The following is a 14,603-nucleotide window of genomic DNA, read 5'->3' as shown; positions in this document are numbered from 1 at the left end:
AGCGCCAGGTTGCTGCGCCGCCGTCACGTAGCAATTAGGAGTTGAGGGTGGCGAAGAGGTCGACCGTGTTGCCGTCGGGGTCGGAGACCACAGCGTAGCGCTGTCCCCAGAACGCGTCCCAGGGTTCGTGGACGACTCCGGCCACGGGATCGCTTCCCCCGTCGCCGCGCCCGGTGAGCTTGGCGAATGTCGCATCGACCGCCTCGGCGGTGGAGCAGTCGAAGGCCAAGGACATCTTGTTTCCGCCGGTCGGGCGGGTCCATTCGGGATCGATGCCGAGGACGACCGCCTCGGTGTCGAGGAGGATCCGCAGGGATCCGGAGGAGAACTCGGTGTGTGGGGCGTCCGGGCCGCCGTCGGCGAGCTCGAGGCCGAGCGCGGAGTAGAAGGTGATGGCGGCGGGCATGTCTGAGGTGATGATCGAGATCGCGTCGAGTTTCATGACTTCAGACTATGTGGACGTGCAGGGAGTCGGCTTGAACGAATCGGCCATGATCGCGCGTCCCCCCGGGAGGTGCTCGCTGCTGTCGGGCGGGCGATAGGCTCATACTGGGTGAGCTGAATGGTCACGTCCGCAGCGGTTTCGCGCGACCGTTTCTCCCACTTGGTGAAGCGGTTCGCTCCTCAGTCCTGCAGGTAGGGTTCGAAGACTGCGCGCAGCTCGGGCGTCAGCGGAGTGGGCTTCTGCGAGTCCCGATCGATGTGGACGAGCACGCAGTCATGGTCGAAGACCTGACGTCCGTCCTGGTCACCTCGGGTGTTGACGGTGAATGAGGAGTTGCCGAGCTTCTTCACCGTCACGGTCATCTTCAGTTCGGGGCCGTACATGACGGGCACGAGGTAGTCGATGGTCTGGCGGGCCACGAGCAGTCCGCCTCCGGTGATGTGTCCGGCCCGGATCTCGTGCATCCAGCGCACGCGGCATTCCTCGATGAGGGTAATCATCCGTGCGTTGTTGACGTGGCCGAGCAGGTCCTGATCCGACCAGCGCACTTCGGGTGACAGTTCGAAAGTGGACATGACTGCCTCCAGGAGCTGATTGGGAACGAAGTCTGAACGATCGTTCCATAGTTAATCAGGTGGCCGGCGCCAACGGAAATTCTCAGTGCCTTGGTACTGTCCGGAGCGGCCTTGGCGGAGCCCGGGCCCAACTGCGCTCAGCCGCGACGGCGGACGATCTCCTCGTTGACGGCTCCGACCACGTCGTGGAGGTCGCCGATGATCGCGTAGTCGGCCCGCTGGACCATCGTGGATTCCTCATCGGTGTTGATGGCCACGAGCGTCTTCGCGCCTTCGATTCCGGCCATGTGCTGGATCGCTCCGGAGATCCCGCAGGCGATGTAGACGTCAGGGGAGATGCGGCTGCCGGTCTGGCCGACCTGTTCGGCGTGCGGGCGCCAGCCGAGGCCCGTGACCACGCGGGAGACGCCCAGGGCCCCGCCGAGGTGGTCGACGAGTTCGAGGACTTCTGCGAATCCGTTCTCCGACCCGACTCCGCGACCGGCCCCGACCACGGCCCTGGCCGAGGTCAGCCCGGATGCATCATCGGCGGCCTCGACCTCGGTGCTCTGGGCACGGGTGGCCAGGTCCGCCTCGGCGACGGTGAGGTCGTAGGCGATGATCTCCGGGGTCACCGGGGTCGTCTCTTCGGGGGTGCGGGCGTGGCCGGCGATTGTGAGCACCTGCAGGTCCCCGTCGAGGCGGAGGCGTTCGTAGGCGGTGCCGCCGTGGACCTGCCGCAGCAGTCCCTCGTCGTCGCAGGCGATGACGTTGGCTGCCATGCGCGCACCCGTGCGGACGGCGGCGTGGGCCATGAGCTCCATGCCGCGCGGGGTGCCCGAGGCCAACAGTGTGCCGGACTCCGGGGCGACGTCGACGATCGCCTGCGCCCAGGCCGCCGCGGAGTACTCGGCGAGATCCGGGTGGTCGAGATGGTGGATGACGCTGACCCCGAGTCGCCCGAGCGCCGCGATGGCGGCACCGCTGAGCGGGCCGATCACCACCCCTTCCGTGCTACCTGACGGGGGCCCAGATACCTCGCGCGAGGTTGCTGCGCCGCCGTCAGGTAGTAATTGGGGGGTTTTGCGGGCGAAGGTGAGGGCTTCGGCGGAGGTGAGTGTGACCTCGCCAGCCGGGTCGGTTTCGACGTAGACCACAGTCATGGCCGGATCACTCCGATCTCTTCGAGCACATCGACCAGGGCGGGAGCCGCGTCAGGCCCCTCGCCGAGGATGGTCACCGAACTCGCCTTCACCTCGGGCAGTTCGAGCCGGATCCGGGGACTGCCCGTCCCCGGAACGGGTGCGTCGTATTCGACGACCTGCGCCTTCTTCGCCTTCATCCGCCCGGTGATCGAGGGGTACCGCGGATCGACCCCGCCCTCATGGACGGCCACGACCGCGGGCAGATGGAGGGAGAAGATCTCCGTTCCCGCCGGTCCGATCCCGCGCGCCTCGATGCGACCGGAGCCGGGGTCGCCGCCGGGCCCGCCGCCCTCATCCGTCCCACCGACACTGATCGTCTGGATGTTCGTCAGCACCGGGTACTCGAGGTCGTAGGCCAGGCGGATCCCGACCTGGAAATCGCCGGTGTCGGCGGCATCGTCGCCGGTGAGGACGAGATCGAAGGTCTGTCCCGCCTCGGCGCGATCGCGGATGACATCGCCGATGATCTGCGCGATGTCCTCGGGTGCGAACACGGACGGGTCGGCCGCCTCGATGAGGATGCCGTCGTTCGCACCCACGGCCACGGCCGCTCGCAGCTGTTCGACCGCCTCGGCGGGGCCGACCGTGAGCACCGTGACCGTCCCACCCGTCGCGGCCGCGGTCTGGATCGCGAGTTCGACGGCGCATTCCTCGTGCGAGGACATGGTGTGGCCGAGCCCGGAGTCGTCGATCCCGGCACCCGTGGCATCGACGGTGACGGAGCCGGCGATATCGGGGACGCGTTTGATGCACACGAGGATGTTCATCTCATCTCCTGATGCACTCGTTGTCGGGGTCGAACAGCGGCGTCGAATCGACCGATGCCACCGTGACGGGATAGAACTCCTCCATGTACACGACCTGCAGACGGTTGCCCAGCACCGCCTCGGCGGGTGGGAGGAACGCCATGAGCACGTGTCTGCCCAGGCTGGGAGCCGACCCCGCCGAGGTGACATAGGAGGTCCGGCCGTGCCCGTCGATCAGCGGATCGCCGTCGGCAGAGACGATGGGTTCCCCGCCGAGCATGTACCGCATCTGACCGCTGGCGCTCGTGTGGTCATCGACGGTGAGTGAGCACAGGACCGTCTTCGGCTCCTCCTCGCGGTGGCGCAGGTGTGCGGCCCTGCCGACGAAATCCTGGGACTTCACCTTCGGTCTGCTCATCCCGACCTCGACGACGCTGCGCTCGGAATCGAGCTCGGCCCCGAACGCGCGGTAGCCCTTTTCGATCCGACCAGTGGTGCCGTAGACGCCGAGACCGACGGGGAGGAGTCCGTGACCTCGGCCGACGTCCATGAGCGCATCCCAGAGCGTCAGCCCCGATTCCATCGGCACGTAGAGCTCCCAGCCGAGGTCGCCGACATAGGAGATGCGGGAGGCGAGCACCTCGAGCGAACCGATCTCGATGACCCGGGCGGTGCCGAACCCGAACCCCTCATGGGAGACATCGGCGCTGGTGAGCTCGCCGAGGATGTCGCGGGCTCGCGGTCCCCACAGCCCGATCGTCGTCCACGAACTCGTGAGATCGGCGATCTGCGCGCCCGTATCGGGCAGGCGATCGGCGAACCATTTGAGATCGACCATTCCGTGGGCGGCGCCCGTGACGACGCGGAAGCGGTCGTGTGCCAGTCGCATGATGGTCAGGTCGGAACGGAACCCGCCGTTCTCATCGAGGATCGGGGTGTAGACGACCCGACCGACGGCCACATCCATCTGCGCCAGGGCGATGTGCTGGACCGCGTCGAGGGCGGCGGGGCCGAACACGTCGAAGATGACGAAGCTCGAGAGGTCGACGAGTCCGGCGCGCCTGCGCATCGCCAGGTGCTCGGCATTGATGATCGGCGACCACCAACGGGAATCCCATTCGGCGCTGCGATCCATCACCGCGTCGCCGAACTCGTCGAGCAGTCCGGCATTCGACTCGAACCACTGCGGTCGCTCCCACCCGCCGGCTTCGAAGAACACCGCCCCGAGCTCGACCTCGCGCTGCCACATCGGTGAACGGCGGACGTCGCGATCGGAACTCCACTGCTCGCCGGGATGGACGATCCCATAGGTCTTGTTGAAGGCCTCCGAGGTGCGCGCCGTCACGTGGGCGCGGGTGCGCTGGTGAGAGTGGAAGCGTGCGATGTCGGCACCTTGCACGTCGATCTCGGGCAGGCCGTTCGTCATCCATTCGGCTACGGCCCGACCGACGCCCGGCCCTTCCTTCACCCACACGGCCGCCGCCGACCACAGGCCTTTGACCTGGGGTGATTCGCCGAGGATGGGTGCCCCGTCCGGGGTCAGCGAGAGCAGACCGTTGATGGCATAGCGGATTTCGACGTCCGGATTCGACAGCACTTCGGGCATGAGTTCGACGGCCTGTTCGAGCTGCGGATCGAAATCCTCGTCCGTGAACGGCATCTCCGTGGGGGAGAGCTTCGCCGCCTCGATCGAGGGGATCTCATCCGGGTCGTGGAGGATCGGCCGGTGGGCATAGGAGCCGATCTCCATATCGGAGCCGTGTTGGCGCTCGTAGCAGAAGGTATCCATGTCCCGCACGATCGGAAACGAGATCTCACCGGGACGTTCGGCCAGCTGCGGGACGGGCCCGACGCTGATCATCTGGTGGACGGCCGGAGTCAGCGGGATCGCGGCACCGGCCATGGCCGCTATGCGCGGAGACCACACACCGCAGGCGATGAGGATGCGGTGCGTTGCGATCTCACCCTTCGTCGTGTGCACGGCCGTGATCTGCCCGTCTTCGACATCGATGCCGGTCACCTCGGTGTTGGGCGAGACCGTGAGCGCACCTGTCGATTCGGCGGATTCGCGCATCATCGTGCCCGCCCGCACCGAATCGACGACGCCGACGGTCGGAGTCCAGAACGCGCCGAGGATGACATCGGGATCGAGGAACGGCACCTTCTCGGCGACCTCGGCGGGGGTGACGAGGGAGGATTCGATGCCCCAGGCCCGTGCCGAGGCCATGCGCCGCCGCAGCTCTTCCATGCGCTCCTCGGTGCGGGCGACCTCGAAGCCGCCGGACTCGGTGAAGCCGCCGAGCTCTTTGTACTGGCGCATGCTGTCGAGGGTGAGGTCGGTGATCTCACGCGAGTGATCGACGGGGAAGATGAAGTTCGAGGCGTGTCCGGTCGAGCCGCCCGGGTTCGGCAGCGGGCCCTTGTCGACCTGGACGATATCGGTCCACCCGAGTTCGGCGAGATGGTGGACGAGACTGTTGCCGACGATGCCGGCTCCGACAACGACGACGCTGGCCTGGGCGGGGACGGAAGCCATGAGCAGGCTCCTCTCTGAAGGCTTCGTCGCCTTCACCGGCATAGTTGCGAATTATGCAACGATGCGCGCTATGTGGAACTGCGTACGATGATCGTCCTCCGCCGAGGCGGGAGTGTCAAGAGGGGTCTGCGCGGGGTTCAGTGTTCGCGCCACCCGAGGCGGGCGGAGATGTCGGCGGCGGCCTGAGCGAGCAGGTCTCTGGCCGAGGCGACCTTGTCCGTGGTGAAGCGGAAGCTCGGTCCCGATGCCGAGATCGAGGCGATGACGTCCCCGTGGGCGTTGCGCACGGGAGCGGATACCGCGGTCAGCCCGACCTCGAGCTCATCGATGACGAGCGAGGATCCGGTGGCGGCCACCTCGGCGATCTGGGTGAGCAGCTGGGGAACCGAGGTCACCGTGTGCGGGGTGTAGCGGGTCAGCTTCGCCCCCAGGGTCTCGCGGATGCCGTCCTCGCTCAGGCCCGAGAGCAGGACCTTGCCGTTGGAGGTTGCGTGCAGCGGAATGCGCTGACCGACCCAGTTGTGGCTCTGCACCGACGACGTCGACGAGGCCTGGTCGAGGTAGAGGGCTGCGCCGTCGGAGAGGACGGCGACATTGATCGTCTCACCGGTCGCCTCGGCGAGCATCTTGGTGATCGGGCGGGCCTCCTGAGCGATGTCGAGGCGCGCGGTCGTCGCCCCGGCCAGACGGAGGATGGACAGGCCCAAGCGGTATCGGCCGCGGTGGTGATCCTTTTCGACGAGTCCGCGGGCCTCCAGGGTGGAGACGATGCGCGACGCCGTCGATTTGTGCACCCCGAGCTCACCGGCGATCTCGGTGATCCCGGCGAGCCCGGTGCGGGCGATGATCTCGAGGATCGTCACGGCCCGATCCACGGATTGGACGCCTCCCGAGCCCGCTTCGCTGTTGCTCATTTCGAAACTGTAACTCACGACGCGCAACCCGGCCAGAGTCTCAGGGCGTGGGGTAGGGTGAGTGCGGTCGGTGGGCCTCGATTCCGCCGACCCCCTTTCCCCGACGGAGCTGAGCACGATGAGCAATGGGACCCAGTCGATCGACCGGGCGGCAGAGATCCTGTCGTTGGTCGTCAGATCCGACGAACCGATCTCCTACACCGAGGTGGTCGACGAGACCGAATTGGCTCGGTCGACGGTCTCACGCCTGCTCTCCGCACTCGAGCGCAACGGTCTCGTCGAACGCGACGGTGAGGGCCTCTATCGCGGCGGATCGCTGTTCGCGACCTATGCCTCCCGCTTTGACCGGGTGGAGAACCTGGTCTCCGCGGCCGATCCGACCCTGCAGCGCCTCAGCGAAGAGACCGGGGAGACCGTCAACCTCGCCATGCCGGGCCCCAAGGGAGTCGTCCAGGTCGCACAGGTCGACTCGACCTTCGTCCTCGGGGCCACGAACTGGGCCGACGTCGAGGTGCCGCCGCACTGCTCGGCTCTGGGCAAGGTCATGTTCGCCTACGACGTCATCCCGCTGCCGACAGGTCGGCTCGAACGGCGCACCGAGAAGACCCTGGGCTCACGCAAGGAGCTCACCGACGATCTCGACACGGTGCGCGAACGCGGATTCGCCATCGTCCACGAAGAATTCGAGATCGGCCTCGACGCTCTGGCGGCACCGGTGTTCGGCATCGACGGAGACGTCGTCGCCGCCGTGGGCATCTCCGGACCGACGATGCGCATCGCCGACCACCACGACCGCCTCGGCGCAATGCTCGTCGACGAGGCGGGACTGCTCTCGCGCACCCTCAAGCGCAAGGTCACCCACAGGTAGATAGAGCGAAAATAGGTCACTTTCGGATACTTTTCGGCGCTGAAAGTATCCGATGGTGACCTGGATTCGTGTGGCCGTGTCCGATTGCGACCTATTATCTGTCTGCGGTGGCTGCTCACCACGCCGTCGAGACCTCTTCGGCGCCGCCGAGGGCCGCGAGCTGCTTGCGGCGCCAGACCTCGGTGTCCTTGATCTGATTGAACGTATAGATGTGCAGGCCGGCGATGCCCATGTCCGGGTCGTCGAGCACCGGGCCGATCTTGTCGAGGAACTTCCGCGGGTTGTAGCCGCCTGGCTTGGCCATCCGCGTGAACGTCGCCGTGTTCTTGCGCAGGAAACGGGTGGACTCACCCACCCCGATTTTCGTCGCGACGCGGGCGAGCTTCGCCAGCTCTACCTTCCCGGCGATGCCGAGGACCAGCGGCAGCTCGATGCTGCGCGAGCGCACCCGGGCCACCCACGCGGCGACGAGAGCCGGATCGAAGCACAGATTCGACACCAGGTGCGTGGCGTAGTCGCGTTTGTCCCACATCGCCTGGACGGTCACATCATCGGGGATGATCGGGTGCGATTCCGGATAGGCGCTGACGCCGATACGGCGGAACGGGGCGGCCATGGAAGAGAGATCGACGAGGAGGTCGTGGGCTCCGACGTACCCGCCGGCCGGGGGAGTGGCGTCCCCCGCGGGGACGAAGATCCGGTCCACAGCCGCCTCGGCGAGGCGATCGACGATCTCCGTGAGCTCGGGTCTGCCGTGGATCATCCGTGCGGCCAAGTGGGGCACGGCGCGGAATCCCAAAGCCTGGAGCTGTTCGGCCGTGGCCAGCGTCGCCTCAAGCGTCAGTCCCGTCGACGCGGTCACGGTGATTTCGCGCCCGGGTGCGACGTACTCCTCGATGCGTTCGACGATGCCGGCCGTGGGCAGAACTTCATAGCGGGCGGTGCTCAACAGCGTGCGCAGGGTTGACTGTGACATCCTCGTCTCCTTCTCGGAGGTCGATTCATGAAACTCGCAAGCGCGAGTCCCTTGCGTCCCGGTGCCTTCGATCCTACACTCATTGTACCCATGATATGGGAATTGAGTTCCATAATATAAAACTGTGCGAGCAGGGGGAACATCATGGACAACAACGTCCCCACAGTGGACCAAAGTGACAGGCAAGTCCCGATCAACCTACGTCAGTCCGGCCCGACCCCGGTCGAAATGCTCATCGACACCCGTGTCCGCAAGTCCCCGTACTGGGAACTGTCCATGCAGCAGGGTTGCTGGCGGGCGTCGATCTACAACCGGATGTACCACCCGCGTGGCTACATCACCCGCGATGAGGGCGGGATGATGGCCGAGTATCAGTCCCTCGTCAACGATGTGACCCTGTGGAACGTCGCCGTCGAACGGCAGATCCAGGTCAAGGGTCCCGACGCCGAGGCGTTCGTCAACTTCGTCATCACCCGTGACGCAACGAAGATCCCGGTGATGCGTGCCCGCTACGTCATCCTGTGCAACGAAGCCGGCGGCATCCTCAATGATCCGATCCTGCTGCGGGTCGGCATCGACGAGTTCTGGTTCAGCCTCTCTGACACCGACCTCATGCTCTGGCTGCAGGGGGTCAACGTCGGCGGCCGGTTCGATGTCACGATCGCCGAGATCGACGTCGCACCCGTGCAGGTTCAGGGCCCGAAATCCGTCGACGTCATCGCCGACCTCGTCGGGGAGGAGGGGCGCACGCTGCCGAGCTACGGACTCATGGAAGCCCAGGTCGGCGGCCGCGACGTCATCATCTCCCAGACCGGATTCACCGGGGAGAAGGGCTACGAGATCTACCTGAAGGATGTAACGAAGTACGCCGAGGATATGTGGAACGCCGTCCTCGACGCCGGCGCGCCGTACAACCTCAAGGTCGTCGCCCCCAGCCACCACCGCAGGATCGCTGCGGGCATCCTCTCGTGGGGTCAGGACATGGACTTCGAGACACTCCCATTCCAGGTCAACCTGTCCTATCAGGTGCCGCGGAAGAAGGAGGCCGACTATATCGGCAAGGCCCGCCTCGAGGAGGTGCGCGATCTCATCGAAGCCGGCACTCCGCCGTATCGCACACAGCTGGTGGGCCTGCTGATCGGCGGCAAACCGATCACGGACTACGCGCCGGACTTCTGGCTCGTCTCCGCCGCGGCTGATGGCGAGGCCGTCGGGTATGTGACCTCGCCGTGGTATTCGCCGGAACTCGAAGCAAATATCGCCATGGCGCACGTTCCGGTGTCGGCAACCGAGCTCGGCACCGAGTACTGGGTGCATCTGCCGGAGCCGTTCGCCGATGCTCCCGGAGTCCCGGTTCGCGCCGAGGTGGTCGAGATGCCGTTCCGCCCGAGCGTCAACCCCAACCAGCGTGAGCGTCTGAAGATGCGCGGCCTCGACGCCGCCGTCTGAGCCGACTCCCGCTCTCGAGACCGAGCGCGGTCGCCGTTGCTTCGAGCCGGCGGCCGCGTTCGCATCCCTCACCCGCAGCGGCTGTTCCTGCAGTCAGCAGAGCACCCCTCACCGTCAGTGACGGCTCGCCCCGATGCAAAGGGGTGATCTGTTGCTGACGGTGAGGGGTGCTCGCAATCGTGCGAAGTGCGACTGGCGGTGACGGATGCGCCTGGGCCAGCCGGACGCCCGCGATCACTTCCCGCGCAGCGCCTTGACCTTGGCGAGCAGTTCGTTCTCGGCGTTCGGGCCGGCCTTGACTCCGCGCGGCAGGCGGAACATGAAGACGATTCCGATGAGCAGCCACAGGCCGAACATCGCCCACGACTGCCAGGCGAGCTGCGCGGAGACCGGGGTGATCGGCAGGTAGAGAACGAAGAGGACGAGCGTGAGCACGGCCGCGATGACACCGATGGCGAAACCGGAGTTGCCCTTGCCTCCGATGCGCAGCGGTCGGTCCATCGCCGGTTCGCGCTTGCGCAGGACCAGGAAGGCGACGCTGACGAGGAAGTAGGCGATGACGATCGCAGGCGACCCCGCATCGACGATCCAGCCCAGCGCCGCCGAGCCGAGGAACGGCGCGAGGGCTGACAATGCCCCGATGAAGAGGATCGCGTTGACCGGAGTGCGGTAGCGCGGGTGGAGTTTGCCGAACCAGGCCGGGATCATGCCGGCCACGGCCATCGCCCACATCAGGCGAGACGAGCCCATGAGGAACGCGTTCCACGAGGTGATGATGCCTGCCAGGCCACCGGCGATGACGATCTTGCCCCAGACGGCGGAATTGAACATGGCCGCCAGCGCATCCGCAGTGACGAGGTCATGTGTGGCCAGGTCGGAGGCGGGCATCGCCAGAGACGTCATCCCGATGACGATGACGTAGAAGGTGATCGCCATGAGCACCGAGACGACGACGAGCTTGCCGATCTTCGCCGGCGGCAGGTTGATCTCCTCCGCCGACTGCGGGATGACATCGAAGCCGACGAAGAGGAACGGCACGACCGCGACGACGGCGATGAAGCCGGATCCGCCGCCGGTGAACAGCGGTTGGGTGTTCGCGGCCTCGCCGCCGGTGAAGCCACCGGCCAGGAGCATGAGGGCGACGATGATGAGGAAGGAGACGACGAAGGTCTGGGCGAGGGAGGCGATCTTCACGCCGCGGATGTTGATCCAGGAGATGATGATCGCAGTGACAGTGCCGACGAGCGCCCAGGTCAGGTACACATCGAAGTCGGCGATCGTCCACAGTTTGACGAACTCGAGGTTCGGGAAGAGGTAGAGGGCGGTCTTCGGTACGGCGACGGCTTCGAACATGACGACGCTGATGTAGCCGCCGGTGATCGCCCATGAACCGAAGAGGGACACCTGCGGTCCCATCGCCCGGATCAGGTAGTTGTGCTCACCGCCGGCGTGCGGCATGGCGGCCACGAGTTCGGAGTACACGGTGCCGACGAAACACATGATGATGCCGCCGACGACGAAGGCGAGGATGGCGCCCAAGGTGCCGGCGCCGGACAGCCATTCGCCGGTGAGCACGACCCAGCCGAAACCGATCATCGCGCCGAATCCGATGAAGAGCGCATCGAGCGAGCCGAGGGCTTTGACGAAGCCGTGGCCTCGATCCGTTGGTGCTGCCTGCGATTGACTCATGGGTACCTCGAGACTTCTGTGTGGACGGACGAACAGATACTGGGCCGTGCCGCCGGCGTGAGCCGAATCACGGCAACTCCGATAAGGCAGAGTAGCAGGATTCTGACCGTTACCGGTGAGTTGTCTGCCCGGGACGCTGAACCGTTGCGATGGTGCTACATTTCGTCAGGTGCACAGCTCACATCGCGCGGCGATCGTCCGCGTCATCGCGGGCTACACGGCAGCACTGGTCACCGGAACCACTCTGCTCATGACCCCGGCGGCCACCGTCGCCGACGGCGGCATCTCACTGCTCAAGGCGCTCTTCACAGCCACCTCGGCGCTCAGCGTCACCGGACTCGTCGTCCTCGACACCGGTCAGGATTTCACGCTCTTCGGTCAGATCGTCATCGTCTGCCTCGTCCAGGCCGGCGGCCTCGGGGTGCTCCTGCTCACCGCACTGCTCGCCCTGCTGCTGGCCGGAAAAGCCGGCCTGCGGCTGCGCCAGTCCGTGGCCTCGGAGACGAAGAGCGACGCGATCGGCGGCGTCAAGCCGCTCGTCCTGCGCATCACGGCACTGACCGTCGGGACGGAGCTCGTGGTCGCCTCGGTGCTGTTCTGCCGGTTCTTCTTCCACTACGACGAACCCGTCACGGCGGCACTTTGGGACGCGATCTTCCATGCGATCTCCGCGTTCAACAACGCCGGATTCGGGCTGCGTCAGGACAACCTCGTCGACTATGTGGCCGACCCGTTCATCTGCGGTCCGATCGGGCTGGCGGTCATCCTCGGCGGGCTCGGCTATCCCGTCCTCATCGAACTCGTCCGGCGGTACCGAACCCCGCTGAAGTGGGGTCTGACCACGCGCATCATTGTCGTGCTCACTCCGGTTCTGCTCATCGGCGGAACCGTCTTCATCGCCGCGATCGAATGGAACAACGCAGCGACGATGGGCCACTTCGATGTCTGGGGGAAGGTCCAGGCCGCGGCGCTCCAATCGACGATCACACGCACGGCCGGGTTCAACTCGATCGACATCAGCCAGATGCACACGGCGACGTGGTTCGGGATGGACTTCCTCATGTTCATCGTCGGCGGACCGGCGGGCAGGGCAGGCGGCGTGAAGATCACGACGATGGCCGTGCTCGCGGCGACGACGTGGACGGAGGTCAGCGGCGGCCGGTCTGTCACCCTGTTCGGTCGCCGCATCTGCCGATACGTGCACCGGCAAGCGACGACAGTCATCGTCCTCGCCCTGGGGTGGGTGCTGCTCGCGACGATGGTCATCCTGCTCTGCGACCCGAGATTCGGCCTCAGCCGGGTCCTCTTCGAGGTCATCTCGGTATTCGGCACGGTCGGTCTGTCGACCGGGATCACCGCGGATCTGTCCGCGCCCAGCCAGATCGTCCTCATCCTGACCATGGCGCTCGGCAGGCTGGGACCGGTGACCGTGGCATCCGGCCTGGCCCTGCGTGAACGCCCCATCCGCTACGAACTGCCGAAGGAACGGCCGCTGATCGGCTGAGGCCGCCGGGCCGGAGAGGAAGAGACCATGAACGAGAAGAAGAACTGGATGGCGCGGTCCGCGTCGTTCTTCACCGGCGACCCCTCGCCGCTGGCGAAGGACGGAGCTGTGGCCGTGATCGGGCTCGGCCGCTTCGGCGGGTCACTGGCACGTGAGCTCGCCGAGCATGGAGTCGAGGTCATCGGCGTCGACCGCGACGAATCGGTCGTGGCCGAGTTCGCCGACGTTCTCGCCCATGCCTCCCGCGCCGATGCCACCGACGAGGTGGTGCTGCGACAGCTGGGCATCGACGAGGTCTCCCGCGTCGTCATCGCTATCGGCAGCGACCTCGAGGCGAGCATCCTCGTGGCGTCGCGGATCCTCAAGCTCGGCAATCGGCACATCTGGGCGAAGGCGATCAGCGAAACCCATGCGGAGATCCTCCACCAGTTGGGCATCGGCAACGTCATCAGCCCCGAGAACGATATGGGCCGCCGGCTGGCCCACCTGATCAGGGGGCATATCTCGGACTTCCTGCCCATCGACGAGGATTTCGTCCTGGCGCGCACCACCCCGCCGGTGCGCACGACCGACGTGCCTTTGGCTTCGCTGGGGCTGCGCTTGACGTATGACGTCACGATCGTCGCGTTCAAACGTCGCGGCGGCGGCCATTGGGACATTGCCGACCGGGATGTCACCCTCTACGCCGACGACGAGATCCTCGTGGCCGGCAGCCCGAAGAAGGTCGAAGCGTTCAGTGAATTGGACAAGGACGCCGACGCTTAGGCCGACGTCCTTGGGCAATTGGTATTACCGCGCCGAGGAGGCGCCTGAGGTTTCAAGGGTCCCTCGACGAGGCGGCCCCGGAGCCGGGCGCGTCCGATCCGGGTGCTGGTGCGGGCTTCAGTCGCCGAGGTCGACGACCTCGAACTCGAGGAGGTTCGCCTGCTCGGAGACCGGGGCCTTGCCGGTCGATTCGTGCGAGGACGAGCGGCCCTGCTTCCAGTTTTCGAAATCCTCCTTCGTCGCCCACTGGGTGTAGACGAAGTACTGGTCCCCGCCGGCGACCGGGCGCAGCAGCTGGAAGCCCTCGAAGCCGGGAGCTCCGTCGACCGAATGCTTGCGTTCGGCGAAGCGCTTTTCGAGTTCCTCCCGGGCAGGTTCGGGAACGGAGAGGGCGTTGATGGCGACGACTGACATTGTTGCTCCTTCTCATCAGAGGCAGTGGTTGTCGGTGAGCGGCTGGCTCACCTCGAGCCTACGACTCCGACCCGAATGCTGTCTGCGAAGTCCGCTTGGTCGCTCGCAGAGTCTCAGAACCGATGTCGTGCAGGGGTCCAGTATCTGGGTATCTGGGCGCGCGAACCCTGCCTGTGCCTGTATCTGTGCCGAGTTTCGGACGATCCGTGCGGAGGCAGCGCCCGAAAACCGTCACGCATCGTCCGGAACTCGCGGTGCGAACGGTGCTCCTGCTGACCTGAGTCGTGTTCAGGTGTCCGGCTGGTGGGTAGGGTGGCCCACTATTCGCCCTCGCTGACCTCGAGCTGGGTGAAGTCCAGGCCGGGGGAGTGGGCTGCGGCGGCACGGCGGATGCGTTCGGCGGTGAGCTCACTGATCGTCGGGAACTCGGCGTCGCTGGTCCGGCCTGTTTCGTCACCAACTGCCGTCACCACGGCCTTCGCCGTCTTCGACCGCAGCGGCTCCGGGGTCTGCACGAGCACGAATGATCGCGTACCTG

General features: G+C 66.0%; 13 protein-coding genes and 1 pseudogene. 4 read left to right on the top strand and 10 right to left on the bottom strand.

Annotated elements, in window-relative coordinates; genetic code table 11:
- Positions 1-34 precede the first annotated feature (34 nt).
- From ACTIIH_RS03880 to ACTIIH_RS03855, 6 genes are all read right to left on the bottom strand, one after another.
- Positions 35-442 (bottom strand): VOC family protein, encoded by a 408-nt coding sequence (locus ACTIIH_RS03880; RefSeq protein WP_441450574.1) that lies wholly within the window; start codon positions 440-442, stop codon positions 35-37.
- 182 nt (positions 443-624) lie between these two features.
- A complete protein-coding gene (locus ACTIIH_RS03875) occupies positions 625-1,020 on the bottom strand; it encodes an acyl-CoA thioesterase (RefSeq protein WP_441450572.1) in 396 nt (131 codons plus the stop codon).
- Between the two features lie 137 nt (positions 1,021-1,157).
- Positions 1,158-2,162 carry an electron transfer flavoprotein subunit alpha/FixB family protein gene (locus tag ACTIIH_RS03870; protein WP_441450570.1) on the bottom strand — a complete coding sequence of 335 codons (1,005 nt, stop codon included), beginning with the start codon at positions 2,160-2,162 and terminating at the stop codon, positions 1,158-1,160.
- Positions 2,159-2,971 carry an electron transfer flavoprotein subunit beta/FixA family protein gene (locus tag ACTIIH_RS03865; protein ID WP_441450568.1) on the bottom strand — a complete coding sequence of 271 codons (813 nt, stop codon included), beginning with the start codon at positions 2,969-2,971 and terminating at the stop codon, positions 2,159-2,161. The genes ACTIIH_RS03870 and ACTIIH_RS03865 overlap by 4 nt, the downstream gene beginning before the upstream one ends.
- Before the next feature lies 1 nt (position 2,972).
- A complete protein-coding gene (locus ACTIIH_RS03860; RefSeq protein ID WP_441450566.1) occupies positions 2,973-5,486 on the bottom strand; it encodes a GcvT family protein in 2,514 nt (837 codons plus the stop codon).
- A gap of 137 nt (positions 5,487-5,623) precedes the next feature.
- Positions 5,624-6,400 (bottom strand): IclR family transcriptional regulator, encoded by a 777-nt coding sequence (locus ACTIIH_RS03855; protein ID WP_101554776.1) that lies wholly within the window; start codon positions 6,398-6,400, stop codon positions 5,624-5,626.
- Between the two features lie 118 nt (positions 6,401-6,518).
- Between ACTIIH_RS03855 and ACTIIH_RS03850 the strand changes: the two genes are divergently transcribed.
- Positions 6,519-7,268, top strand: coding sequence for an IclR family transcriptional regulator (locus ACTIIH_RS03850; protein ID WP_101554830.1), 750 nt, complete (start codon positions 6,519-6,521; stop codon positions 7,266-7,268).
- 115 nt (positions 7,269-7,383) lie between these two features.
- Here ACTIIH_RS03850 and ACTIIH_RS03845 read toward each other — a convergent pair whose 3' ends face one another.
- A complete protein-coding gene (locus ACTIIH_RS03845) occupies positions 7,384-8,244 on the bottom strand; it encodes a methylenetetrahydrofolate reductase (RefSeq protein WP_441450564.1) in 861 nt (286 codons plus the stop codon).
- 144 nt (positions 8,245-8,388) lie between these two features.
- Between ACTIIH_RS03845 and ACTIIH_RS03840 the strand changes: the two genes are divergently transcribed.
- The gene (locus tag ACTIIH_RS03840; RefSeq protein WP_441450563.1) at positions 8,389-9,693 is read left to right on the top strand and encodes a glycine cleavage T C-terminal barrel domain-containing protein; all 1,305 of its coding nucleotides are present in this window, start codon (positions 8,389-8,391) and stop codon (positions 9,691-9,693) included.
- Between the two features lie 234 nt (positions 9,694-9,927).
- Here ACTIIH_RS03840 and ACTIIH_RS03835 read toward each other — a convergent pair whose 3' ends face one another.
- Positions 9,928-11,382, bottom strand: a complete 1,455-nt coding sequence (locus ACTIIH_RS03835; protein ID WP_101595854.1) for an APC family permease — start codon at positions 11,380-11,382, stop codon at positions 9,928-9,930.
- 169 nt (positions 11,383-11,551) lie between these two features.
- Between ACTIIH_RS03835 and ACTIIH_RS03830 the strand changes: the two genes are divergently transcribed.
- Together ACTIIH_RS03830 and ACTIIH_RS03825 are read left to right on the top strand one after the other, a co-directional pair.
- On the top strand, positions 11,552-12,886 hold the full coding sequence (locus ACTIIH_RS03830) for a TrkH family potassium uptake protein (RefSeq protein WP_441450561.1): 1,335 nt from the start codon (positions 11,552-11,554) through the stop codon (positions 12,884-12,886).
- A 27-nt stretch (positions 12,887-12,913) separates the two neighbouring features.
- A complete protein-coding gene (locus ACTIIH_RS03825; protein WP_441450559.1) occupies positions 12,914-13,651 on the top strand; it encodes a potassium channel family protein in 738 nt (245 codons plus the stop codon).
- 117 nt (positions 13,652-13,768) lie between these two features.
- Here the strand turns inward: ACTIIH_RS03825 and ACTIIH_RS03820 are convergent, their stop codons facing one another.
- Together ACTIIH_RS03820 and ACTIIH_RS03815 are read right to left on the bottom strand one after the other, a co-directional pair.
- Positions 13,769-14,065 (bottom strand): antibiotic biosynthesis monooxygenase family protein, encoded by a 297-nt coding sequence (locus tag ACTIIH_RS03820; RefSeq protein ID WP_101595851.1) that lies wholly within the window; start codon positions 14,063-14,065, stop codon positions 13,769-13,771.
- A gap of 320 nt (positions 14,066-14,385) precedes the next feature.
- A pseudogene (locus ACTIIH_RS03815) lies at positions 14,386-14,603 on the bottom strand (site-specific DNA-methyltransferase); the annotation flags it as partial.

Source organism: Brevibacterium sp. (genome assembly GCF_052105255.1).
GTDB classification, from domain to species: domain Bacteria; phylum Actinomycetota; class Actinomycetes; order Actinomycetales; family Brevibacteriaceae; genus Brevibacterium; species Brevibacterium linens_B.
The sequence above is the reverse complement of the archived record's forward strand: the minus strand, read 5'-3'. Positions and strand labels throughout refer to the sequence as shown.

Coding starts and splice junctions, on each gene's coding strand:
- ACTIIH_RS03850 (WP_101554830.1), top strand. CDS start 6,519: ATGAGCAATGGGACCCAGTCGATCGACCGGGCGGCAGAGATCCTGTCG.
- ACTIIH_RS03870 (WP_441450570.1), bottom strand. CDS start 2,162: ATGACTGTGGTCTACGTCGAAACCGACCCGGCTGGCGAGGTCACACTC.
- ACTIIH_RS03860 (WP_441450566.1), bottom strand. CDS start 5,486: ATGGCTTCCGTCCCCGCCCAGGCCAGCGTCGTCGTTGTCGGAGCCGGC.
- ACTIIH_RS03820 (WP_101595851.1), bottom strand. CDS start 14,065: ATGTCAGTCGTCGCCATCAACGCCCTCTCCGTTCCCGAACCTGCCCGG.
- ACTIIH_RS03880 (WP_441450574.1), bottom strand. CDS start 442: ATGAAACTCGACGCGATCTCGATCATCACCTCAGACATGCCCGCCGCC.
- ACTIIH_RS03875 (WP_441450572.1), bottom strand. CDS start 1,020: ATGTCCACTTTCGAACTGTCACCCGAAGTGCGCTGGTCGGATCAGGAC.
- ACTIIH_RS03825 (WP_441450559.1), top strand. CDS start 12,914: ATGAACGAGAAGAAGAACTGGATGGCGCGGTCCGCGTCGTTCTTCACC.
- ACTIIH_RS03855 (WP_101554776.1), bottom strand. CDS start 6,400: ATGAGCAACAGCGAAGCGGGCTCGGGAGGCGTCCAATCCGTGGATCGG.
- ACTIIH_RS03840 (WP_441450563.1), top strand. CDS start 8,389: ATGGACAACAACGTCCCCACAGTGGACCAAAGTGACAGGCAAGTCCCG.
- ACTIIH_RS03865 (WP_441450568.1), bottom strand. CDS start 2,971: ATGAACATCCTCGTGTGCATCAAACGCGTCCCCGATATCGCCGGCTCC.
- ACTIIH_RS03835 (WP_101595854.1), bottom strand. CDS start 11,382: ATGAGTCAATCGCAGGCAGCACCAACGGATCGAGGCCACGGCTTCGTC.
- ACTIIH_RS03845 (WP_441450564.1), bottom strand. CDS start 8,244: ATGTCACAGTCAACCCTGCGCACGCTGTTGAGCACCGCCCGCTATGAA.